The 22520-nt window shown below is 65.1% G+C and carries 20 protein-coding genes; 7 read left to right on the top strand and 13 right to left on the bottom strand.

From position 1 onward, the window contains the following. The first annotated feature begins 183 nt into the window (after positions 1–183). Positions 184–6477, top strand: coding sequence for a HAMP domain-containing protein (locus I6F36_RS14705; RefSeq protein ID WP_225127578.1), 6294 nt, complete (start codon positions 184–186; stop codon positions 6475–6477). A gap of 13 nt (positions 6478–6490) precedes the next feature. Next, positions 6491–7978, top strand: a complete 1488-nt coding sequence (locus I6F36_RS14700) for an HWE histidine kinase domain-containing protein (RefSeq protein WP_036003924.1) — start codon at positions 6491–6493, stop codon at positions 7976–7978. On the opposite strand, the gene I6F36_RS14695 is transcribed toward I6F36_RS14700, so the two are convergent. Beyond that, positions 7975–8196: a hypothetical protein gene (locus I6F36_RS14695; RefSeq protein ID WP_225171649.1), complete on the bottom strand. Its 222-nt coding sequence runs from the start codon at positions 8194–8196 to the stop codon at positions 7975–7977. The genes I6F36_RS14700 and I6F36_RS14695 overlap by 4 nt on opposite strands. A gap of 140 nt (positions 8197–8336) precedes the next feature. Here I6F36_RS14695 and I6F36_RS14690 point away from each other — a divergent pair, with 140 nt between their 5' ends. Then, positions 8337–8594 carry a hypothetical protein gene (locus tag I6F36_RS14690; protein WP_036029986.1) on the top strand — a complete coding sequence of 86 codons (258 nt, stop codon included), beginning with the start codon at positions 8337–8339 and terminating at the stop codon, positions 8592–8594. Positions 8595–8689: 95 nt separating this feature from the next. After that, positions 8690–8932, top strand: a complete 243-nt coding sequence (locus I6F36_RS14685) for a hypothetical protein (RefSeq protein WP_036003915.1) — start codon at positions 8690–8692, stop codon at positions 8930–8932. 96 nt (positions 8933–9028) lie between these two features. Here I6F36_RS14685 and I6F36_RS14680 read toward each other — a convergent pair whose 3' ends face one another. After that, positions 9029–9250, bottom strand: coding sequence for a hypothetical protein (locus tag I6F36_RS14680; RefSeq protein WP_225143559.1), 222 nt, complete (start codon positions 9248–9250; stop codon positions 9029–9031). Between the two features lie 115 nt (positions 9251–9365). Between I6F36_RS14680 and I6F36_RS14675 the strand changes: the two genes are divergently transcribed. Then, positions 9366–9560 (top strand): DUF3072 domain-containing protein, encoded by a 195-nt coding sequence (locus I6F36_RS14675; RefSeq protein WP_057026883.1) that lies wholly within the window; start codon positions 9366–9368, stop codon positions 9558–9560. Positions 9561–9650: 90 nt separating this feature from the next. Continuing rightward, positions 9651–9968 carry a DUF6496 domain-containing protein gene (locus I6F36_RS14670; RefSeq protein WP_036003905.1) on the top strand — a complete coding sequence of 106 codons (318 nt, stop codon included), beginning with the start codon at positions 9651–9653 and terminating at the stop codon, positions 9966–9968. Between the two features lie 6 nt (positions 9969–9974). Here the strand turns inward: I6F36_RS14670 and I6F36_RS14665 are convergent, their stop codons facing one another. Together I6F36_RS14665 and I6F36_RS14660 are read right to left on the bottom strand one after the other, a co-directional pair. Further along, entirely contained in the window at positions 9975–10337 is a 363-nt protein-coding gene (locus tag I6F36_RS14665; protein WP_036003965.1) for a hypothetical protein, read from the bottom strand. Between the two features lie 270 nt (positions 10338–10607). Beyond that, on the bottom strand, positions 10608–12161 hold the full coding sequence (locus I6F36_RS14660) for a Do family serine endopeptidase (RefSeq protein ID WP_225112616.1): 1554 nt from the start codon (positions 12159–12161) through the stop codon (positions 10608–10610). A 205-nt stretch (positions 12162–12366) separates the two neighbouring features. Here I6F36_RS14660 and I6F36_RS14655 point away from each other — a divergent pair, with 205 nt between their 5' ends. After that, the gene (locus tag I6F36_RS14655; RefSeq protein ID WP_225171648.1) at positions 12367–13203 is read left to right on the top strand and encodes a universal stress protein; all 837 of its coding nucleotides are present in this window, start codon (positions 12367–12369) and stop codon (positions 13201–13203) included. 18 nt (positions 13204–13221) lie between these two features. On the opposite strand, the gene I6F36_RS14650 is transcribed toward I6F36_RS14655, so the two are convergent. From I6F36_RS14650 to tkt, 9 genes are all read right to left on the bottom strand, one after another. Beyond that, a complete protein-coding gene (locus tag I6F36_RS14650; protein WP_036003891.1) occupies positions 13222–13434 on the bottom strand; it encodes a hypothetical protein in 213 nt (70 codons plus the stop codon). A 168-nt stretch (positions 13435–13602) separates the two neighbouring features. Then, entirely contained in the window at positions 13603–14295 is a 693-nt protein-coding gene (locus tag I6F36_RS14645) for an EAL domain-containing protein (RefSeq protein WP_225171647.1), read from the bottom strand. Continuing rightward, positions 14187–15458 (bottom strand): GGDEF domain-containing protein, encoded by a 1272-nt coding sequence (locus tag I6F36_RS14640; RefSeq protein ID WP_225171646.1) that lies wholly within the window; start codon positions 15456–15458, stop codon positions 14187–14189. The genes I6F36_RS14645 and I6F36_RS14640 overlap by 109 nt, the downstream gene beginning before the upstream one ends. Before the next feature lie 252 nt (positions 15459–15710). Further along, positions 15711–16448, bottom strand: a complete 738-nt coding sequence (gene rpe, locus I6F36_RS14635) for a ribulose-phosphate 3-epimerase (RefSeq protein ID WP_225171645.1) — start codon at positions 16446–16448, stop codon at positions 15711–15713. After that, a complete protein-coding gene (gene cbbX, locus I6F36_RS14630; RefSeq protein WP_225171644.1) occupies positions 16445–17377 on the bottom strand; it encodes a CbbX protein in 933 nt (310 codons plus the stop codon). Before cbbX ends, rpe begins: the two co-directional genes overlap by 4 nt. A gap of 99 nt (positions 17378–17476) precedes the next feature. After that, entirely contained in the window at positions 17477–17884 is a 408-nt protein-coding gene (locus tag I6F36_RS14625; protein ID WP_036003868.1) for a ribulose bisphosphate carboxylase small subunit, read from the bottom strand. Positions 17885–17895: 11 nt separating this feature from the next. Beyond that, positions 17896–19356, bottom strand: coding sequence for a form I ribulose bisphosphate carboxylase large subunit (locus tag I6F36_RS14620; protein WP_036003865.1), 1461 nt, complete (start codon positions 19354–19356; stop codon positions 17896–17898). A gap of 38 nt (positions 19357–19394) precedes the next feature. Beyond that, positions 19395–20480: a class II fructose-bisphosphate aldolase gene (gene fba / locus I6F36_RS14615; protein ID WP_225139707.1), complete on the bottom strand. Its 1086-nt coding sequence runs from the start codon at positions 20478–20480 to the stop codon at positions 19395–19397. 12 nt (positions 20481–20492) lie between these two features. Beyond that, complete coding sequence (gene tkt / locus I6F36_RS14610; RefSeq protein WP_225171643.1) at positions 20493–22511, bottom strand: transketolase; 2019 nt, start codon at positions 22509–22511, stop codon at positions 20493–20495. Between the last annotated feature and the right edge of the window lie 9 nt (positions 22512–22520).

Raw genomic sequence — 22520 nt, 5'->3', positions numbered from 1 at the left:
CTTTTTCCTTCTGAGGCCATGGAACCAAACCGGCCGGACCGCCGTTAGTGTGGTTGGGCTGAGCAAAGCGGGTTCCAATTCCTGGCGCCGTACGTTGGCGCTTGATTTCGAATTTGGCTGACGCTCTTATTTCGTCGAACGCGTCTTGCCTCAGATTCGGCCGACGCCTGCGGGGGAAACAGTATGAGCGACCTCGATTCCGGAACTGCATCACGCTCCGGTCGTCGCGTCCCAAAGCCAAAAATCAACGGTACGTCCGAGCCGGATTCCCGAGCGGAGCTGCTGCTCGCCCTCCAGGCGATGCGCAGCGGTGACTTTTCGGTGCGCATGAGCGGCGACTATCTCGGTATCGACGGCAAGATCGCCGACACTTTTAACGAAATTATCGCCGCCAACCAGCGCATGGCACAGCAGCTCGAGCTGGTGGGCCAGGTGGTGGGACGCGAAGGCAAGACCCGCCAGCGCGTGAAGTTCGGCCTCGCCTCCGGCTCCTGGGCCGACATGGAAGGCTCCGTCAACACGCTGATCGACGACCTGTTGTGGCCGACCCGCGAGGTGACGCGTGCGGTCGCCGCTGTGGCGCAAGGCGACCTGCTGCAGACCGTCAAGCTCGACGTCGACGGCCGTCCGCTCCGCGGCGAGTTCTTGCAGTCGGCGACGATCGTCAACACCATGATCAAGCAGCTCGGCGTGTTCACCTCGGAGGTGACGCGCGTGGCGCGCGAGGTCGGCACCGAAGGCAAGCTCGGCGGCCAGGCCCAGGTGCCGGAGGTGACCGGCGTCTGGAAGGACCTCACCGAGAGCGTCAACTCGATGGCGAACAACCTGACCAACCAGGTTCGCAACATCGCCGAGGTGACGATCGCGGTCGCCAACGGCGACCTCTCCAAGAAGATCACGGTCGACGTCCGCGGCGAGATCCTCCAGCTCAAGGAAGCCATCAATACGATGGTGGACCAGCTGCGCTCCTTCGCCTCCGAAGTGACGCGCGTGGCGCGCGAGGTCGGCACCGACGGCAAGCTCGGCGGCCAGGCCATCGTGCCCGGCGTCGCCGGCACCTGGAAGGACCTGACCGACTCCGTCAACGCGATGTGCGGCAACCTGACCGCACAGGTCCGCAACATCGCCAACGTCACCACCGCCGTGGCGCGCGGCGACCTCTCGCGCAAGATCACCGTGGACGTGCGCGGCGAGATCCTGGAGCTGAAGGACACCATCAACACCATGGTGGACCAGCTCAACTCGTTCGCCTCGGAAGTCACGCGCGTCGCGCGCGAGGTGGGCACCGAGGGCAAGCTCGGCGGCCAGGCCCAGGTGCCGGGCGTCGCCGGCACCTGGAAGGACCTCACCGACAACGTCAACTTCATGGCCTCCAACCTGACCGCGCAGGTCCGCAACATCGCCGACGTCGCGACCGCCATCGCGAGCGGCGACTTGTCGAAGAAGATCACGGTGAACGTCTCGGGCGAGATCCTTCAGCTGAAGGAAACGCTCAACACCATGGTCGACCAGCTCAACGCCTTCGCCGGCGAAGTGACGCGCGTCGCCCGCGAGGTCGGCACCGAGGGCCGGCTCGGCGGCCAGGCCAACGTGCTCGGCGTCGCCGGCACCTGGAAGGACCTCACCGAGAGCGTCAACTCGATGGCCTCGAACCTGACCGCGCAGGTCCGCAACATCGCCGAGGTGACCACCGCAGTCGCCGGCGGCGACCTCTCGAAGAAGATCACCGTGGACGTGCGCGGCGAGATCCTCGAGCTGAAGGACACCATCAACACGATGGTGGACCAGCTCAACGCCTTCGCCGGCGAAGTCACGCGCGTGGCGCGCGAGGTCGGCACCGAAGGCAAGCTCGGCGGTCAGGCGGTGGTGCGCGGCGTCGGCGGCACGTGGAAGGACCTCACCGACAGCGTCAACTCGATGGCCTCGAACCTCACGGGCCAGGTACGCAACATCGCCGAGGTCGCAACCGCGGTGGCGAAGGGCGACTTGTCCAAGAAGATCACGGTGAACGTCTCGGGCGAAATCCTTCAGCTGAAGGAAACGCTCAACACCATGGTCGACCAGCTCAACGCCTTCGCCGGCGAAGTCACGCGCGTGGCGCGCGAGGTCGGCACCGACGGCAAGCTCGGCGGCCAGGCCGACGTGCCCGGCGTCGCCGGCACCTGGAAGGACTTGACCGACTCCGTGAACTCGATGGCGGGCAACCTCACCGCGCAGGTCCGCAACATCGCGGAAGTTGCCACCGCCATCGCCGGCGGCGACCTGTCGCGCAAGATCACCGTGGACGTGCGCGGCGAGATCCTTCAGCTCAAGGACACGCTGAACACCATGGTCGACCAGCTCAACCGCTTCGCGGGCGAGGTGACGCGCGTGGCGCGCGAGGTCGGCACCGAAGGCCGCCTCGGCGGTCAGGCCAACGTCCCCGGCGTCGCCGGCACCTGGAAGGATCTCACCGACAGCGTCAACTCGATGGCGGGTAACCTCACCGCCCAGGTCCGCAATATCGCCGAGGTGACGACCGCGGTGGCGCGCGGCGACCTCTCGCGCAAGATCACCGTCGACGTGAAGGGCGAAATCCTCGAGCTGAAGAACACCATCAACACCATGGTGGATCAGCTCAACGGCTTTGCCGGCGAAGTCACGCGCGTGGCGCGAGAGGTCGGCACCGAAGGCAAGCTCGGCGGCCAGGCCGAGGTGCCCGGCGTCGCCGGCACCTGGAAGGACCTCACCGACAACGTCAACTTCATGGCCTCCAACCTGACGGCGCAGGTCCGCAACATCGCCGAGGTCGCAACCGCGATCGCCGGCGGCGACCTGTCGAAGAAGATCACGGTGGACGTACGCGGCGAGATCCTTCTCCTGAAGGACACGCTGAACACCATGGTCGAGCAGCTCCGCTCCTTCGCCGCCGAAGTCACGCGCGTGGCGCGCGAGGTCGGCACCGAGGGCCGGCTCGGCGGTCAGGCCGTGGTGCCCGGCGTCGGCGGCACCTGGAAGGATCTCACGGACAACGTCAACCTCTTGGCTGCGAACCTCACCACCCAGGTCCGCAACATCGCCGAAGTCACCACGGCGGTCGCGCGCGGCGACCTCTCGCGCAAGATCACCGTGGATGTGAAGGGCGAAATCCTGGAGCTGAAGAACACCATCAACACCATGGTGGACCAGCTCAACGCCTTCGCCGGCGAAGTGACGCGCGTCGCACGCGAGGTGGGCACGGAAGGAAAGCTGGGCGGCCAGGCGCAAGTGCCCGGCGTCGCCGGCACCTGGAAGGATCTCACCGACACCGTTAACTTCATGGCGGCGAACCTGACCGAGCAGGTGCGCGGCATCGTCAAGGTGGTGACCGCGGTCGCCAACGGCGATCTGAAGCAGAACCTCACGGTGAAGTCGAAGGGCGAGGTCGCGGCGCTCGCCGACACCATCAACAACATGACCGAGACGCTCGCGACCTTCGCCGATCAGGTGACGTCGGTGGCGCGCGAGGTCGGCGTCGAAGGCCGGCTCGGGGGCCAGGCCAACGTGCCCGGCGCTGCCGGCACCTGGAAGGATCTCACCGGCAACGTCAACCTGCTCGCGGCCAACCTGACCTCGCAGGTGCGCGCGATCGCGGAAGTCGCAACTGCGGTGACCAAGGGCGACCTGACGCGGTCGATCCAGGTCGACGCCCGCGGCGAAGTGGCGGAGCTGAAGGACAACATCAACACGATGATCACCAACCTCCGTCTCACGACGGACGTGAATACCGAGCAGGACTGGCTCAAGACCAACCTCGCCAAGTTCACCAACATGCTCCAGGGACAGCGCGATCTCACCACGGTCGGCCGATTGCTGCTCACCGAATTGTCGCCGCTGGTGAACGCCCATACGGGCGTGATCTACCAGGTCGAGAACGAGAACGATCCCCAGCTCCTGCTGCTCGCCTCCTACGCCAGCGACGGCGTCTACCCCTATCAGCCGGTGCTGCAGTTCGGCGAAGGCCTGATCGGCCAATGCGCCTTCGACAAGCGGCCGCGCGTCGTCTCCGACATTCCCTCGGACGTGGTGCCGATCAACTCGGCGCTGTTCCGCGTCGCCCCGAAGAACCTCGTCGTGCTCCCGGTCCTGTTCGAAGGCCAGGTCAAGGCCGTGATCGAGCTCGCCTCGCTGGTCTCCTTCACGACCTCGCAGATGACGTTCCTGGAGCAGCTCACCGACTCCATCGGCATCGTGCTCAATTCGATCGAGGCCACGATGCAGACCGAAGGCCTGCTCAAGCAGTCGCAGCAGCTCGCCGGCGAGCTGCAGACCCAGCAGCGCGAATTGCAGCAGACCAACGACCAGCTCGAGCAGAAGGCGCAGCAGCTCGCCGAGCGCAACGTCGAGGTCGAACGCAAGAACCAGGAAATCGAGCAGGCCCGCCGCGCGCTCGAGGAGAAGGCGACCGAGCTCGCGCTGACGTCGAAGTACAAGTCCGAATTCCTCGCCAATATGAGCCACGAGCTGCGTACGCCGCTGAACTCGATCCTGATCCTCGGACAGCAGCTCAGCGACAATCCCGATGGCAACCTCTCGGCCAAGCAGGTCGAGTTCGCCCGCACCATCCATGGTGCCGGCACCGACCTGCTCAACCTCATCAGCGACATTCTCGATCTCTCCAAGATCGAGTCCGGCACCGTGACGGTCGACGCCGAGGAAATCCTGACCGCGAACCTGCTCGAGACCGTCGGCCGGCCGTTCCGGCACGAGGCGGACAACCGCAACCTGTCGTTCAAGATCGACGTCGATCCGAACCTGCCGCGCAGCATCGTGACCGACTCCAAGCGGCTGCAACAGGTTCTGAAGAATCTGCTCTCCAACGCCTTCAAGTTCACCGCCGACGGCGAAGTGCGCCTGAAAGTCGCCGGCGCAATCGGCGGCTGGGGGTCGGATCATCCGGTGCTGAACTCGGCGCCGGCCGTGATCGCCTTCGAAGTGTCCGACACCGGCATCGGCATTCCCCTGGAGAAGCAGAAGCTGATCTTCGAGGCGTTCCAGCAGGCCGATGCCGGCACCAGCCGCAAATATGGCGGCACCGGCCTCGGCCTTGCGATCAGCCGCGAGCTTGCCAGCCTGCTCGGCGGCGAGATCCACCTGCGCAGCGCGCCGGGCAAGGGCTCGACCTTCACGCTCTATCTGCCCTTGAAATATTCCGGCCCGACCCTCGCGCCGCGGGCGCCGGCGTCACAGCAATACGGCCAGCCGCCGGCGCTGCAGCCTGCCGCGCCTGACCAGCAGCGCGTTATCGAGCAGCTGCCCGACGACCGCCTCAACCTCGAGCCCGGCGACACCATTCTCCTGATCGTCGAGGACGACCCGCATTATGCCCGCGTGCTGGTCGATCTGGCCCGCGACAAGGGCTTCAAGGTCCTGGTCGCCGCGCGCGGCGCCGAGGCCCTCGAGCTCGCCAAGCAATACCAGCCGACGGCCGTCTCGCTCGACGTGTTCCTGCCCGACATGCTCGGCTGGACCGTGCTGAGCCAGCTCAAGCACAATCCGCTCACCCGCCACATCCCGGTCCAGATCATCACGCTCGACGAGGACCGCCAGCATGCGCTGGCGCGCGGCGCCTTCTCCTTCGTCAACAAGCCGACGACGACCGAGGGCGTCTCGGCCGCGCTGACGCAGATCAAGGAATATGCGCGGCCGCGGCGCAAGCGGCTCTTGATCGTCGAGGACAACGAGGCCGAGCGGCTCTCGATCCGCGAGCTGCTGCACCACGACGACATCGAGATCCTGGCCACGGATACCGGGGCAGGCGCGCTCACGACGTTGCGCGAGCAACCCTGCGATTGCGTGGTGCTCGACCTCAGGCTGCCCGACATGAGCGGCTTCGAGGTGCTCGATCAGATCCGCAACGACGAGGCGCTGTCGAACATCCCCGTCGTGGTGTTCACCGGCCGCGAGCTCTCGGCCGAGGAGGATGCGGAACTCCACACCATGGCACGCAGCATCGTGGTCAAGGGCGTGGAATCGCCCGAGCGCCTGCTCGACGAGACCGCGTTGTTCCTGCACCGCGTGATCACGGAGTTGCCGCTCGAGAAGCAGCGCATGCTGGAGAAGCTGAACAGTTCCGACGAGGACCTGATCGGCAAGACCGCCCTGCTCGTCGACGACGATGCCCGCAATATCTTCGCGCTCTCGAGCGTGCTGGAACGACGCGGCATGAAGGTGCTGACGGCCACGACCGGCAGCGAGGCGGTGACCTTGGTCGAATCCAATCCGGAGATCGCGATCGTGCTGATGGACATCATGATGCCGCAGATGGATGGCTACCAGACCATCGGCGTGATCCGCGAGAACCCGGCCTTCGCCCGTCTGCCGATCATCGCGTTGACCGCCAAGGCGATGAAGGGCGACCGGGAGAAATGCCTCGAAGCCGGCGCGTCCGACTACCTCGCCAAACCGGTCAACACCGACCAATTGCTGCTTGCGATCCGCATGTGGCTGCATCGCTGAGTTGGACATGCGTATGGACCAGGAAAAGGTCAACATCCTGCTCGTCGACGACCAGCCGGCCAAGCTGCTCGCCTATGAGGTGATCCTGAAGGATCTCGGCGAGAACCTCGTCATCGCCTCCTCGGGCCGCGAGGCGTTGGAGGTGCTGCTCAAGACCGAGATCGCGGTGATCCTGGTCGACGTCTGCATGCCCGAGCTCGACGGCTTCGAGCTCGCCGCGATGATCCGCGAGCATCCGCGTTTCCAGAAGACCGCCATGATCTTCATCTCGGCGATCCAGGTCAGCGACATCGACCGGCTGCGCGGCTACGAGATGGGCGCGGTCGATTACGTGCCGGTTCCGGTCGTGCCGGAGGTACTGCGCGCCAAGATCAAGGTGTTTGCCGAGCTCTACCGCAAGACGCGCGAGCTCGAACGGCTGAACCACGAGCTCGAGGATCGCGTCCGCGCCCGCACCGCGGAACTGGAGGCTTCCACCGCGAAGCTGCGCGAGAGCGAGCAGCGGCGCAGCATGGCGATCGCGGCAGGCAAGATGGGGTCCTGGGACTGGGACTGGATCAGCGGCGATTGGATGTGGGACGAGGGGCAATACAATATCTTCGGCGTCAGCCCCGACAATTTCGAGATCAATCCGGCCAACGTTCAGGCCCTGCTGCACCCCGACGACGTCGACCAGTTGCGCAAGGCGATCGCCGAGTTCAACAAGGGCACACGCGCCTATGAGACGGAGTTCCGCATCATCCGGCCCGACGGCGAGGTGCGCTGGTGCGTCGGCACGGCGGCCGCAACCACGGACGAGAGCGGGCGCGTGGTGCGCGTCAGCGGCGTGACCGTCGACATCACCGAGCGCAAGCGCGCCGAGGAGCGGCAGAACCTGCTGGCGCGGGAAGTCGATCATCGCGCGAAGAACGCGCTGGCGCTGGCGCAGTCGATCGTGCGCCTCACCCGGGCCGACGAGGTCAAGGCCTATGTCAACGCCGTCGAGGGGCGCATCAATGCGCTGGCGCGCGTGCACACCATCCTGTCGCTGTCGAGCTGGCAGGGCGCCGAGCTCTCCAGGCTGATCGACGAGGAGCTTGCGCCCTACTCGCTGGGCGACCAGATCAAATTGGCAGGGCCCGAAGTTCAGTTGCTGCCGGCGACGGCCCAGACGCTGGCGCTCGCACTGCACGAGCTCTTCACTAACTCGGCAAAGTACGGCGCGCTATCCACGCGAGCGGGGCGGCTCGCGATCGATTGGCAGGTCGACGAGGAGCTGCTCACGCTGAGCTGGGAGGAATCCGGCGGTCCCCTGGTCAAGACCCCGAAATCGCGCGGCTTCGGCACGCGAAGCCTGCTTGCGAGCATCGAGTCCCAGCTTGGCGGACAGGCGCAGTTCGATTGGCGCGCCGAGGGCCTGCTGTGCCGTCTTGAGGTGCCGTTGACACGCAAGACCGCGGCGGCTGCACCAAGCAAGTTCGACACCGCCGGCGCTGCCGAATTGCAACGCGCATCCGGTTAACCTGACGCTGCGCTGGTCATGCGCTGCGCCGTGCGCGGTTCGCGCGCGACGCGCCCCTCGAGCCAGGCTTCCGTTCGGGCGAGATCGCGCAGCGCCCTCGCGTAGCGGCGGGCCGCGCTCCGCTCCGCGCCAAGCGGAAGCTTGCGCGCCTTGCGCAGGATGTCCGCGGCCGCGTTGCGATAGGCCAGCGAGCGGTAAAGAAAGACGACCTTACCCATATCGATGTTCCCGTTTTGCTGGCGCCCATCTTGGCAAGCCCGGCATGAACGCCGGATGAAACGGGCGGTAACAATTCCTTCAGCGGAACGGAACCCGGCGATCACATGCGCGTTGGCGTGGCAGTTCGGGATGCCGTCCCATGCGCACCAAGAAGTCGTCTGAGCTGATCTCTGCCAGCGGCCTTATCAAGCTGATGACGCATGCAATGATGGGCGCAGCGCTCGGCCTCATTTTCAGCCTCACGCTCGTCCTGTCCAATCCAGCCGTCGCCAACCTGCTGAACAATGGCGGAAGCCAGGCCGCGATGGTCTTCGCCCTCACCTTGGTGACGACCTTCGCGATCGGCGCGACGCTCACCGGCGCCGTGTTCATCCTGGCCGAGGACAAGCAAACTTGAAGCGTGGGTGACGCACGGAAGATACTTCGCCGGGAACTCCCTGCCGCGACGCGCGGTTTGTGCCTGCGTCAATTTAACTCAGGGAGTTTCCCCGCATGAAGACGACCAAGCTCGCTCTCGCCGTAATATTGGCAACCGGCCTTGCCGCCGCGCCGTTTGCCGCCCAGGCCAAATCGCACAAGACTAAGCATGGATCCTCGATGTCGTCGGCACAGACCACCGGCGCCAACACCAAGTCCTCCAAGGGCGCTGATCCGTCCGGCCAAGGCGGCGCCGGTCCCGGCTCTGATCAGGGCGGCACCATGACCAACAAGGGCGGCATGACCGACACCAAATAGGCGCTCCCTGGAATCATGAAGGGCTCCGCATTGCGGAGCCCTTTGTCTTCTATCTTTGGTTCGGCGCTCGGCCTTCAGTATACGGCGCCAAGGATCTCAGCGGCGCTCGGCTGCGCGCGCGGAGTTGCCGCCTGTCTTCACGGCACGAAGCCGCACCCGGTCGCGGACGTTCGGCAGTACGTCGCTGCCGCCGGCAGCCTTCCATTCGGCGATCAAGAGATTGATCTTCCGGCGCAAGTCCATCTGCGCCAGGGCTCTCTCCGTGCAGTCGTGATCGCGCTTGACGAGGTCGCGCACCGACGCCTCGACGTCGGCCATCTCAAGCCTCAAGGCTCTGATTTTACGTCGAATTTCATTAATTCTGTTGTCCATGCCTTGTTAGAACAAAATAAGAACATATAGTCAAGTCACGATTTCAGGACGGAGACGCCAGATGCAGGTTCAAGGTAAATACGACGCCAGATTTTTCCTGGGCGAGCAGATGACGCGGGCGCAGGGTCTCAAGCTGAAGCGGCTCAGCGAAGAGGCCTACCAGCCCGGCCAATATGCGCGGGATCTGTCCTTCAGCGAGGCCGCCCGGCGCATCCAGGTGCTGGAAGCGGAGATCGAGCTGGCAAACTCCTTCTAGAGCATCGCATCGCGCTTTAGGCATGCGCCGTTCCACGCTCCCGGAACCATGGCTGTGCAGAATGGTTCTCCCCGCCGAGGGAGAATATGCATGGCACGCAAGGCAAAAAAGCGCCGCTACTCACGCAGCTCGGGAAGCGATGTCGCCACCGAGATGCGGCGTTACAAGAAGGGCACCGCGAAGAGCGGCCGTGGCGGGCGCGGCGGCCGCGTCAAGAACCGCAAGCAGGCCATCGCGATCGGACTGTCGAAGGCACGCAAGAAGGGCAAGAAGGTCCCGAAGAAGGCTTCGAAGCGCAAGAGCGCCAAGAAGACGTCCAAGAAAGCATCCAAGAAAACGTCCGGGACGTCGTCCAAGAAATCGTCGAACAAGAAATCATCGAAGCGCAAATCCAAGCGGTCGCGCTGACCCGCCTCAGATCATGCTCCCCGGCATGAAGCAGCGGATCGAAATCCCGAACGCAGTCTTGACCGGCCACACCATCGTGCGGCCGGCCCGGTTGGGCTCGGTGATGACGGCCTCATCCGGCACATCGATCCACTGTCCGTCGATGCGGACACGGTAGCGCCCGTTGTGCGACTCCCAGTCGAGATCGGCAAGGGCGAAACCGTCCGCGTCCGAGCAGCACGGACCGAGATGGCTGCGCAAACTGTCGAACCATGGCTTCAGAGGAGAATTCGCGTAGCGGCCGTCGTCGCGCCCGAGCGCGTTTCCCCCCGAGAGCACCAATGGCGCCACGAGCAGCGCACTCCTGAGCGAGAGCTTCAATCGATCCATGTCGGCACCGATCACTTGTGAACCACCGGCGAGTTCCACAAAGCGCCGGGAGGCTCGAAGTTCCACGCTTGCAACCCCTCTCAGCGGCGACGTTGGCGCAGAGCACCGAGGCGCCCTTGCGAGTGTGATCAGCGAACACGGCTTTTTCGGACGCACCAGGTCATCATCCCTACCGTTAACGAGAATGTGACCGGCCTGGTGCGGACGTGACGTGTGTGCAAAAGGCGGCCCGAAGGCCGCCTTCCTGGATTGGTAAGGGTCGAGTTGACGTTATGCGAGTGGCACCGCAACGAAGCGGGTGGCCTCCGCGCTTCTGACCTGAAGCAGCACGCTGCGCTTGCCCGACGATTTGGCCTGCGCCAGCTCGGAGCGCACCTCGCCGACATTGCTGACAGCCTTGCCGCCGACATTGAGGATGACGTCGCCGGTCCGGATGCCGCGTTGCGCGGCCGGGCCTTGCGGATCAACCTCGGTGACGACGACGCCGTTCTGGCCTGCGCCCTGAACGTCACCGGCGGGCGCCAGGCTGAGGCCGAGGCGCGGCGTGCCGGCACCCGGCTGTCCGCTGCCCTCGTCGGCATTGCCACTGCCATTGCCCTTGGCCTGCCGCTCGTTCGGCAACTCGCCGAGCGCCAGCGTCACCGTCTTGCTGTCGCCCTTGCGGAAGACATCGAGCTTCACGGACGTGCCCGGCGTCAAGCCGGCGATGGTGCGGGCGAGGTCGCGGGAGTCCTTGATCGTGGTGCCGTTGACGGCGGTGATGACATCGCCCGCCTGGATGCCGGCCTTCGCCGCCGGGCTGCCATCCTGCGGATTGTCGACGATCGCGCCGCGCGCCTCCTTGAGCCCGAGGCTGTCGGCAATATCCGATGTCACCGGCTGCACCTGCACGCCGAGCCAGCCCCGGGTGACCGCGCCCTTGTCCTTCAATTGCGCGACGACGAGCTTGGCGGTCGAGGCCGGGATATCGAAGCCGATTCCGACCGAGCCGCCCGAGGGCGAGAAGATCGCAGTGTTCACGCCGATCACGTTGCCGTTCATGTCGAAGGCCGGGCCGCCGGAATTGCCCTTGTTGATCGGCGCGTCGATCTGGATGAAGTCGTCATAGGGACCGTTGCCGATGTCGCGGCCGCTGGCCGAGACGATGCCCGCGGTCACGGTGCCGCCAAGACCGAAGGGATTGCCGACCGCGACCACCCAGTCGCCAATGCGCGGCTTCTGGTCGGAGAACTTGACGAACGGAAAGTCCTTCTTGCCGTCGACCTTGATCAGCGCGAGATCGGTCTTCGGATCGGTGCCGACCACTTTCGCGGTGTAGGTCGTGCCGTCGTCCATCGTCACCTGCACGGACTCGGCGCGATCGACGACGTGATTGTTGGTCACGGCATAGCCGTCGGCGGAGATGAAAAAGCCGGAGCCTTCGCCCGTGATCATCTGGTGGCGCTGGCGCGGCATGCCGTTCGCGCCGCCCGGAAAGCGGAAACCGAACTGTCGCGAGAACTGGTCGAACGGCGTGTCCTCGTCCGAATCCATCCGGTTCTGCTGCAGCATCGCGCTCTTGTCGTTGTCCTGATCGATTTTGACCCGCACCGAGATCACAGCGGGTTTGACCCTGCTGACGAGATCGCCGAAGCCGGGCGGCGTCGCGGCGGCTTCGGCCGCCTGAGCCGGCGCAATCAAGGAGTTGATGCCGTACGGCGAGGCGCCTGGCGCAACTGCCAGGGCGGCCACGCCCAGCGCGGCCACGGTGCCGAGCAGCGCGAGCCGCCGCGGCCGCAAGATCTTGCGAGACGTGGTGATGTCGGAATTGACGCGATCGTTCATGTCGAAATGTCCATGTTGAGCAGGTGTCGCCTTGCCCGCAACATGGTCGCTGCCACCTTACGGCGTCCCGTCCGTCCGATTAAATCTCGGCAAAGAATGGATGAGCGGTCGCAGCAGGCAATCCGGACGTTTGATACAGCTCAACGCGCCGCCTTCGCGCAGTGAAAAACTGCGACCATCGGATGATGCTCAGCGGAGGCGCGCCATGTACAAAGACATTCTCGTCCACATTCCCACCGAACGTCCCATGCGTCCCGCGATCGAGGGCTCGGTCTCGCTCGCGGCGAAGCTCAACGCGCATCTCGACGCGGTCGCGGTCGGCTATGTCGCCACCAGTACGGCTTACGTCATGGAAGGCGGCGCGGCGGTGGCGGCCGTGTTCGAGCTGGAGCGCGAGCGCGCCGTGGAGCGGGCCGAGGCGGCGCTCGCGGTATTCAAGAGCGAGGCGGCGAACGCCGGCATCGCCTATACCTGCCACGCACTCGGCGCGATCCCGGCAGATGCCGCCGGCTCGCTCGGCGAGATGGCACGGCTGCACGACCTCATCGTCGTGCTCCAGCCCGATCCGGCGCAAGGCTCGTTCGACAACGACATGCCGAGCGAGATCCTGTTCCGCGCGGGCGGCCCGGTGCTGTTCCTGCCCTACACTTTCCGCGGAGCCTTCAAGGCGAACCGGATCGGCATCTGCTGGGATGGTAGCCGCCTCGCTGCCCGCGCCGTGCGCGACGCAACGACGTTCCTGGCGCGCGCCGCCGAGATCGTGATCATCACGGTGAACGAGACCGAGGCGGTCTCCGGCGAAGCCTCAGCGAGCGGTCTGGCCAGACATCTGGGCCGGCGCGGATTATCGACCCGCACAGTCAGCCTGACCGCCACGCGCGTCGACATTCAGCCGACGATCCTGTCGCTGGCGGCCGACGAGAGTCTCGATCTCCTGGTGATGGGCGGCTACGGCCATTCGCGGTTGCAGGAACGCTTTCTCGGGGGCGTCACCCGCGCCATGCTGGAAGCCATGACGGTCCCGACGCTGATGTCGCATTGATGAGCCGGCTTGGCGCCGTCACGCCGCGACGGGAGCTTCCCATGTCGTGGGCGCGGCGGCGTCCTTGTCGCGATGCACATTGCACGCGTCGAAGTGCGCCTTGAGCTCGATTTCGGCAAGATGTTCGAAATGTTCGGCCTGGCCGAGGAGTTCCCAGTTCTGGAGCGGCCGGTAGGCCGCCTGCTGACGGCAGAGGGACGCCAGCGCCCGGTAGCGACGTACGTTCTCCATGAGACCCTCCCTCGCGTTCACCGGCTTATTGCCCTGATTTGCGTCAGGCCGATGGCGTTTATGCAAAACATTTGCTGCGCGCTCAACGCGCCTGAACCAAGTTAATTTTCGAGAAGTGCCGGTAAGGATTTTAGTTCCAAACGTCCGCTCGGAACTTTGTGCCCAGTGCTAGGCGTAGAGGCGGCGCTCCACGGCGACGCCCACCAGGTCGAGATAGCGCTCGATCAAGTCGGGACGGCCGACGAGATAGCCTTGCATCTCCTCGCAGGCCTCGCGCGCCAGGAAAGCACGTTGGGCTTCCGTCTCCACTCCCTCGGCAATGACCGGGATCTTCAGCGCGTGCGCCAGGCTCAGGACGGCGCGGACAATCTCGGCCGATTGCGGCGTCGCCTCCAGGTTGGAGATGAAACTGCGGTCGATCTTGATCTTGTCGAACGGGAACGACTGCAGATAGGACAGCGAGGAATAGCCGGTGCCGAAATCATCCATGGCGATGCGGATGCCGAGCGCCTTCAGCCGCCGCAGCAGGTTGAGCGCGCGGGTGAAATCGCCGATCAGCACGCCCTCGGTGATCTCGACCTCGAGCCGCGTCGGCGTCAGCCCCGTCTCCAACAGGATCTGGTGGATCGAGCGCTCGAGATCGCCCGCCTGGAATTGGACCGGCGACAGATTGACCGCGACCTGCAACGGCCGCGGCCAGGATGCCGCCTCGCGGCACGCCTCGCGCAGCACCCATTCACCGATCTCGACGATCAGCCCGTTCTCCTCGGCGAGCGGAATGAACTGGTCCGGCGGCACGAAGCCCGGCGTCGGGTGATTCCATCGCAGCAGCGCCTCGAAGCCGATGACCTCGCCATCCACCCGCGCCTGCGGCTGGAAATAGACGAGGAGCTGGTTCTGCTGCAGCGCCTGCCGCAGGTCGTGCTGCAACAGCCTGCGATCGCGCAGCTCCTGGTCCATCTCGGATTCGAAGCAGCGGACCGGCTCCTGCCCTCGCGCTTGGCGCGGTAGAGAGCCGAGTCGGCATTGGCGAGCAGCGTCGCCGCGTTCACGCCATCGTCGGGATAGAACGCGATGCCGACGCTGAGGCCCACGTGGGAGAGATAGTCGTCGACCTCGAGCTCCTTGCCGATCGTCTCGACCAGGCGTTCGGCCAGCGCCAGAACGTCCTCACGGCTGGCGTTGTCGGGCATCAGGATCATGAACTCGTCGCCGCCGATGCGGGCGACGAAGGCGCCTTCGGCTTCCGCGGCAAGCCGGTCGGCGGCCGCCCGCATCAGCATGTCGCCGACGGGGTGACCGAACACGTCGTTGACCTCCTTGAAGCGGTCGAGATCGAGGCTCAGCACAGCGAAACTGGTCGATGCCTCCTGCGCCCGCTCCAGCCGTTCGTCGAGCGCCGCGTTGAAGGCGCTGCGGTTCGGCAGGTCCGTGAGCGCATCATGATGCGCAAGATGGCTGATCCGCTGCCGGGTGGTGACACGCTCCGTGACATCCTCGATCACGCCGACCAGATATTGCGGATCCCCGTTGCCATCCGTGATCAGCATCTTGCGTGAATTGACGACCCGGTCGCGGCCCTTGACGCCGACTTCGAGCAGATGCTCCTCCAGAACCATCGGCATGCCGCTGGCCGCGACGCGTCTATCCTGCTCGTTGACCACGCGGGCCACGTCAGCCGGGAAGATCTGCTCGGGCGTTCGGCCCAGCATCTGTTCGCGCGGCATGCCGTAATAGTCTTCTCCGGCGCGGTTGAGCAGGATGTAGCGCGAACTCTCCGCACATTTCGCGAAGACGGCGATCGGAATGTTTTCGATGATTGTGTCGAGGAACTCGCGAGTCCTCAGCAGATCCTGCTCGACCTCGTCGCGCGTTTGCGCGCGTACTTCGATCATCCGCTGACGCTCGCGATCACCGGCCTCGTAAGCCGCACTGACGAACTTGCCCAGCTTGACGACATCGACCTGTCCGGTGGCATTGGTGGCGCAGCGGAGCTGCTCGGCGAACAGGCGATGCATGCTCATGCCATCACGTTGCGCCGCGTGCGGGCTTCATGCCGCAGTTTCCGTCGTTACGCATCCGCGCTCTCATAACGTCCCTAAACCACAGATTGAGACGCTTGGCATTGCGCGGTCGTTAATCGATTGTCCTTCTCCGGTGCGTTGGTTACCCCGGCCTGAATGAGCCGATCGATTTGGAAGGCATGCTCCGTAGAGATCCGGAGAAAGTGGCGCGCCTTGACACACCGGAGCCACGGCGGTGGGCTGATCCGTAATCTACCGGATAAGCGCACTTTCTTCGGCCCGCTTCGCGGGCGCGGAACTATCTTGCAGCTTCGGAACCCGGCCGGTCTCCGCGGCGATGCGAATAGCCGCGATATTGGCGGCATATTCGCCAGCGCTCTTGCCGCGAAACACGGCGGAGCCCGCGACCAGCGTGTCGGCACCCGCTGCAGCCACGGCCGCGGCATTGTCGCGCGTGACACCGCCGTCGACCTCGAGCCGGATCGGCCGCCCGCCGATCATGGTCCTGATCCGCCTGATCTTGTCGATCTGCGACGCGATGAAGGATTGGCCGCCAAAGCCCGGATTGACCGTCATCACCAGCACGAGATCGATACGATCGAGCACATACTCGATCACCGCTTCCGGGGTCGACGGACAAAGGCTGACGCCAGCCTTGCTGCCGAGCGAGCGGATCGCCTGGAGCGAGCGGTCGAGATGCGGCCCCGCTTCGGCGTGCACCGTGATGATGTCCGCTCCGGCCTTTGCGAACGCCTCGAGATAGGGATCTGTCGGCGCGATCATCAAATGCACGTCGAACGGCTTCTTCGAATAGGGGCGGATCGCCTTGATGACGTCGGCACCGAAACTGATGTTCGGCACGAAGTGTCCGTCCATGACGTCGCAATGGATCCAGTCGGCCCCAGCGGCGTCGATCGCGGCGACCTCCTCGCCGAGACGCGCGAAATCCGCGGCGAGGATCGATGGAGCGATCATGATCTCCTTCGTCATGGCACTGCACTCCGCGCATCCGCACCGCCGCTGAAGACTCGGCTCGCCAAGACGTCCATGGCATCGATGGTTTCGAGGTCGGCGACATCGAGCATGCGATTGAGATCGGACACCAGCCGATCGGCCTGCCGCAGGCGGATGCGGTCGACGGCGTTGCGGATCGAGCGCGCGTTGGAGAAGAACGGCTGGGTCCGACGCAGCGCGATGTATTTCTCGAACGCCTCGCGCGCCGCGGCCGACAAGCGATAGCCGCGCTCCTTCAGCATCAGCTCGGCTATGACGAGCAGCTCGGCCTCTGCATAGTCAGGGAATTCGATGTGGTGGGCGATGCGCGAGCGGAAGCCGGGATTGGAGGCGAAGAATTTCGTCATCCGCTCGCCATAGCCGGCGAGGATCACGACGAGGTCCTCGCGCTGGTTCTCCATCACCTGGAGCAGGATCTCGATCGATTCCTGACCATAGTCGCGCTCGTTGTCGGGACGATGCAGATAATAGGCCTCGTCGATGAACAGCACGCCGCCCATCGCCTTTTTCAGTATCTCCTTGGTCTTCGGCGCGGTGTGGCCGATATACTGGCCGACGAGATCGTCGCGCGTCACCGAGATCACCTGCCCGCGCCGCACGAAGCCGAGCCCGTGCAGGATCCTGGCCATGCGCAGCGCGACGGTGGTCTTGCCTGTTCCAGGATTGCCGGTGAACGACATGTGCAGCGTCGGCGGCGCGGAGGCGAGGCCGGCACGCTGCCGGATGCGCTCGATCAGCAGCAGCGAGGCGATCTGGCGCACGCGGTTCTTGACCGGCTTGAGTCCGATCAGCTCCTGATCGAGCTGTTGAAGCGTCTCGGTGATTCCGGCGGCTTCAGCCTCCTTGCGGAGATCGAAATGGGTCTCGCTGTGTTCGGTCGTGGTTGCGTGGGGGACATCGAGCATGGCTACCCTCGAAGAAAAGAGCTTCGCCGCGAGCGAGGCGGCGAAGCAGTGGTCCGCCAGGATGCGGAGCAGGGAGAGCTTCGCGCGGAAGCGGATGACTCAAGCTGGCGCGTGCGCAACCGGCTTGCGCACGGTGGTGTAGCGGACCGCACGGCCGCCGACCTCCTGCCGCACCAGCTCGAACTCCGTCTCTTGCTTCGGCCGGTTGACGAGGAAGGAGATCCGCACCGACTCCCAGCCGTGGCTGGCATCGAAGCCGCTGATGCGGATATAGCGGTCGCCGTAGACCCTGCGGCACTCGGCCAGCTCCATCATCACGCCGGCGGCGTCCTGGAGATCGAACATCGGCAGGCCCCACATCTCCCAATAGGTGTTTCGGGGATGCGGATCGTCGGTGAACTCGATGTTCACCGCCCAGCCATTGGCGAGGCAATACTGCACCTGGCTGGTGATCTGCTCGTCGGTCAGATCCGGCAGGTACGAGAAGCAGCCCTGGGTGATCTTCATCTCAAATCTCCTCAGACGGTTTCCAGCGCGGTCGGCACGAAGTCCGGCGTGTCGGTGGATTGATAGTTGAAAGTGACATCCTTCCAGACCTCGAGCGCGGCCTTCAGCGGCGTGCAGGTCTGGGCCGCCTTGGCCAAGATTTCCGGGCCCTCGTGCACATAGTCGCGGCCCTCGTTGCGGGCGAGGATCATCGCTTCCAGCGCCACGCGGTTGGCGGTCGCGCCGGCCGCAATGCCCATGGGATGGCCGATGGTGCCGCCGCCGAACTGCAGCACGACGTCCTCGCCTAACAGGTCGAGCAGCTGGTGCATCTGCCCGGCATGGATGCCGCCGGAGGCCACCGGCATCATCTTGTTGAGGCTCGCCCAGGACTGGTCGAAGAACAGGCCATGCTCGAGCTTGGTCGGGTTGAAGTCTTCGCGGCAGACATCGTAGTAGCCGCGTGTGGTGTTGGGATCGCCTTCGAGCTTGCCGACCACCGTGCCGGCGTGGATGTGGTCGACGCCGGCAAGCCGCATCCATTTGGCGATGACGCGGAACGACACGCCATGGCTCTTCTGCCGCGTATAGGTGGAGTGGCCGGCGCGATGCAGATGCAGGATCATGTCGTTGCGCCGCGCCCACTTGGCCATGGACTGGATCGCAGTGTAGCCGATCACGAGGTCGATCATCACGATCACCGAGCCGAGCTCCTTGGCGAACTCCGCACGCTCGTACATGTCCTCCATGGTGGCCGCGGTGACGTTCAGGTAGGTCCCTTTCACCTCGCCGGAGGCGGCCTGCGCGCGGTTCACCGCCTCCATGCAATAGAGGAAGCGATCACGCCAATGCATGAAGGGCTGCGAGTTGATGTTCTCGTCGTCCTTGGTGAAGTCGAGCCCGCCCTTCAGCGCCTCATAGACCACACGGCCGTAATTGCGGCCGGACAGACCGAGCTTCGGCTTCACCGTCGCGCCGAGCAGCGGCCGGCCGAACTTGTCGAGCCGCTCGCGCTCCACCACGATGCCGGTCGCCGGTCCCTGGAACGTCTTCACATAGGCGACGGGAAAGCGCATGTCCTCGAGGCGCAGCGCCTTCAGCGGCTTGAAGCCGAACACGTTGCCGATGATCGAGGCCGAGAGGTTGGCGATCGAGCCCGGCTCGAACAGGTCGAGATCATAGGCGATGTAGGCGAAATACGAGCCAGGTGAGCCCGGAACGGGATCGACGCGATAGCACTTGGCACGATACTTCTCGGCCGCCGTCAGGCGATCGGTCCACACCACCGTCCAGGTCGCGGTCGAGGATTCGCCGGCAACCGCAGCAGAGGCCTCGATCGGGTCGACGCCCTCCTGCGGCGTCACGCGGAACAGCGCGATGACGTCGGTGTCCTTCGGCGTGTAATCGGGCTCCCAATAGCCCATGCGCTTGTACTCCATCACGCCGGAGCGATAGCGCTCTTTGCCGCGGACCGTGCCTGCATGTGCGTTCATGTCTCTCTCCTGCTCTTTTCTCTGCTCTTTCTGATTGGCTAGGCCGCAACCGGCTCGCGGGCGTCGATGCGCGGATCGAGCTCGCCGGCGCGATAGCGCCGCGCCATCTCGCTCATTGGAATGACCTTGATCTTGCTGGCGTGGCCTGCGGTACCGAACTGCTCGAACCGCTCGCGGCACAATTCGCGCATTGCGTCCATCGCCGGCTTCAGGAACTTGCGCGGATCGAATTCGGAGCGCGCTTCCGCCGCCACCTTCCGGAACACCGCGGTCATCGCCAGCCGGCAATCGGTGTCGATATTGACCTTGCGCACGCCGCTTCGGATGCCGCGAACGATCTCCTCGACCGGCACGCCCCAGGTCTGCGGCATCTCGCCGCCGAACTGGTTGAACATGTCCTGCAGCGGCTGCGGCACCGAGGACGAGCCGTGCATGACCAGATGCGTGTTCGGCAGCCGGCAGTGGATCTCCTCCACCACCCGCATCGCCAGGATATCGCCATCCGGCTTGCGGCTGAACTTGTAGGCGCCGTGCGAGGTGCCCATCGCGATCGCGAGCGCATCGACCTTGGTTGCACGGACGAAGTCGACGGCCTGGTCCGGATCGGTCAAGAGCTGGTCGTGGCCGACCTTGCCCTCGACGCCGTGACCATCCTCCTGCTCGCCGCCACCGTGCTCGAGCGAACCGAGCACGCCGAGCTCGCCTTCGACGGACGCGCCGACCCAATGAGCGAGATCGACGACGCGGCGCGTGATCGCGACGTTATAGTCATAGTCGGCCGCCGTCTTGGCGTCGGCTTTGAGCGAGCCATCCATCATGACGGAGGTGAAGCCATGGGCGATGGCCGAGGCGCAGGTCGCTTCGTCATTGCCGTGGTCCTGGTGCATGCAGAGCGGAATGTCGGGATAGGTCCGCTCCAGCGCGTCGATCATGTGCGAAAGCATGAGATCGCCGGCATAGCTGCGCGCGCCGCGCGAGGCCTGGATGATGACCGGCGCATCGACCGCGGCCGCCGCCTGCATGATCGCGATGCCCTGCTCCATGTTGTTGATGTTGAACGCCGGCACGGCGTAGCCGTGGCTGGCAGCGTGATCGAGCAATTGGCGAAGGGTGATACGGGCCAAGATTCGTCCTCCTTATTGGCTCTTGCGGGCCATCGCCCGGCGAGCCGCTTCCGCAATGCTTTGCGGTGTGATGCCGAATTCGCGGTACAACACCGGGGCGGGGGCCGAGGCGCCGAAGCCGCGCATGCCGACGAATTCGCCGTCAGCGCCGATCCAGCGATGCCAGTCGCCGGCGACAGCTGCCTCGATGCCGACGCGCGGCGCGGTGCCGAGCACCGAGGCGCGGTAATCCTCCGGCTGCTCCTCGAACAGTGCGAAACACGGAGCCGAGACCACGGCGGCGCGAACGTGCTCGGTCGCGAGCAGGCGTGCGGCTTCCAGCGCGATCGAGACTTCCGAGCCGGTTGCGATCAGCGTCACGTCGCGGCCGCCATCCGGCGAGACGACGAGATAGGCGCCATTCGCGACGCGGTTTCTGCCGCGCGCATCGCTGCGGAAGGTCGGTAACGCCTGCCGCGACAGGCACAGCACTGAGGGGCGATGCTCTGCTGCGAGCGCGCAATCCCAGGCCTCCAGCGTCTCCACGGCATCGGCGGGGCGGAACACGAGCAGGTTCGGAATGACGCGGAGCGCGGCCAGATGCTCGACCGGCTGATGCGTCGGACCATCCTCGCCAAGACCGATGGAGTCGTGCGTCATCACGTGGATGACGCGCAGCCGCATCAAGGCCGCAAGTCGGATCGCCGGCCGGCTGTAGTCGGAGAACGCCAGAAACGTGCCGCCATAGGGAATGAAGCCGCCATGCAGCGCCAGGCCGTTCATCGCTGCGGCCATGCCGTGCTCGCGGATGCCATAGTGGATGTAGTCGCCGGCGAACGCACCGCTCTTGACCGGCGCCTGCGCCTTGGCATGCGTCAGGTTCGAATGGGTGAGGTCCGCGGAGCCGCCGACCAGGCCGGGAATTGTTCCAGCGATTCCCTCGAGCACCTGTTGCGAGGCCTGCCGCGTCGCCAGCTTCGGCCGCTCGGATGCAAAGTACTCACGCAATTTCGCCGCGGCCAGCGCATAGGAGGCGGGCAGAGCCGCGGCTTTGCCCTCGACGAACAGGTCGCGCTGCTCCGGCGTCGCACCTTCGTAACGATCGAGCCAGGCGAGGCGGTCGACCTGCCCGCGCTGCCCGATCATCCGCCAAGCCTTGAGCACCGGGATCGGCACCACGAAAGGCTGATAGTCCCAACCCAGCGTCCGCCGCGCCGCTGCCGTCTGCTCGGTGCCGAGCGGCGCGCCATGCACTTTCTCGGTGCCCTGTCTATCAGGCGCGCCATAGCCGATGATTGTGCGACAGGCGATCAGCGACGGCTTCGCGGTCTCCCGCTCCTCCGCTATCGCCTGCGCCACCGCTTCGGGATCATGTCCGTCGACGCGGCGCACCGACCAGCCGGAGGCAGCGAAGCGCGCGAGCTGGTCGTCCGATGTCGCCAGCGAGGTCGGACCGTCGATGGAGATGCCGTTGTCGTCGAACAGCACGATCAGCCGGCCGAGCCCGAGATGACCGGCCAGCGAGATCGCCTCATGGCTGAGGCCTTCCATCAGGCAGCCATCGCCTGCGATAACATAGGTGAAGTGATCGACGAGCCCATCGCCATGCCGCGCATTCGCCATCCGCTCGGCGAGCGCCATGCCGACCGCGGTCGCAATGCCCTGGCCCAGCGGTCCCGTCGTGGTCTCGACACCAGCCGTGTGGCCATATTCGGGGTGGCCCGGCGTCTTCGAGCCCCACTGGCGAAAGGCCTTGATGTCGTCGAGGCTGATATCGCCGCCGGTGAGATGCAGCAGCGCATAGAGCAGCATCGAGCCGTGCCCCGCCGACAGCACGAAGCGGTCGCGGTCCGGCCAGTTCGGATGCGCCGAGTCGAACTTCAGGAAGCGCGAGAACAGCACAGTCGCGACGTCGGCCATGCCCATGGGCAGCCCGGGATGGCCTGACTGCGCTGCCTCGATGGCATCGACCGCGAGGAAGCGGACGGCATTGGCGAGATCGTTATGCGTGACCGCATTGAGGTCAGCTTCGGCATGGACGGAGATGTTCATCGGAGTCTC

Source organism: Bradyrhizobium sp. BRP19, assembly GCF_020194195.1.
Taxonomy (GTDB): Bacteria; Pseudomonadota; Alphaproteobacteria; order Rhizobiales; family Xanthobacteraceae; genus Bradyrhizobium; species Bradyrhizobium yuanmingense.
The sequence above is the reverse complement of the archived record's forward strand: the minus strand, read 5'-3'. Positions and strand labels throughout refer to the sequence as shown.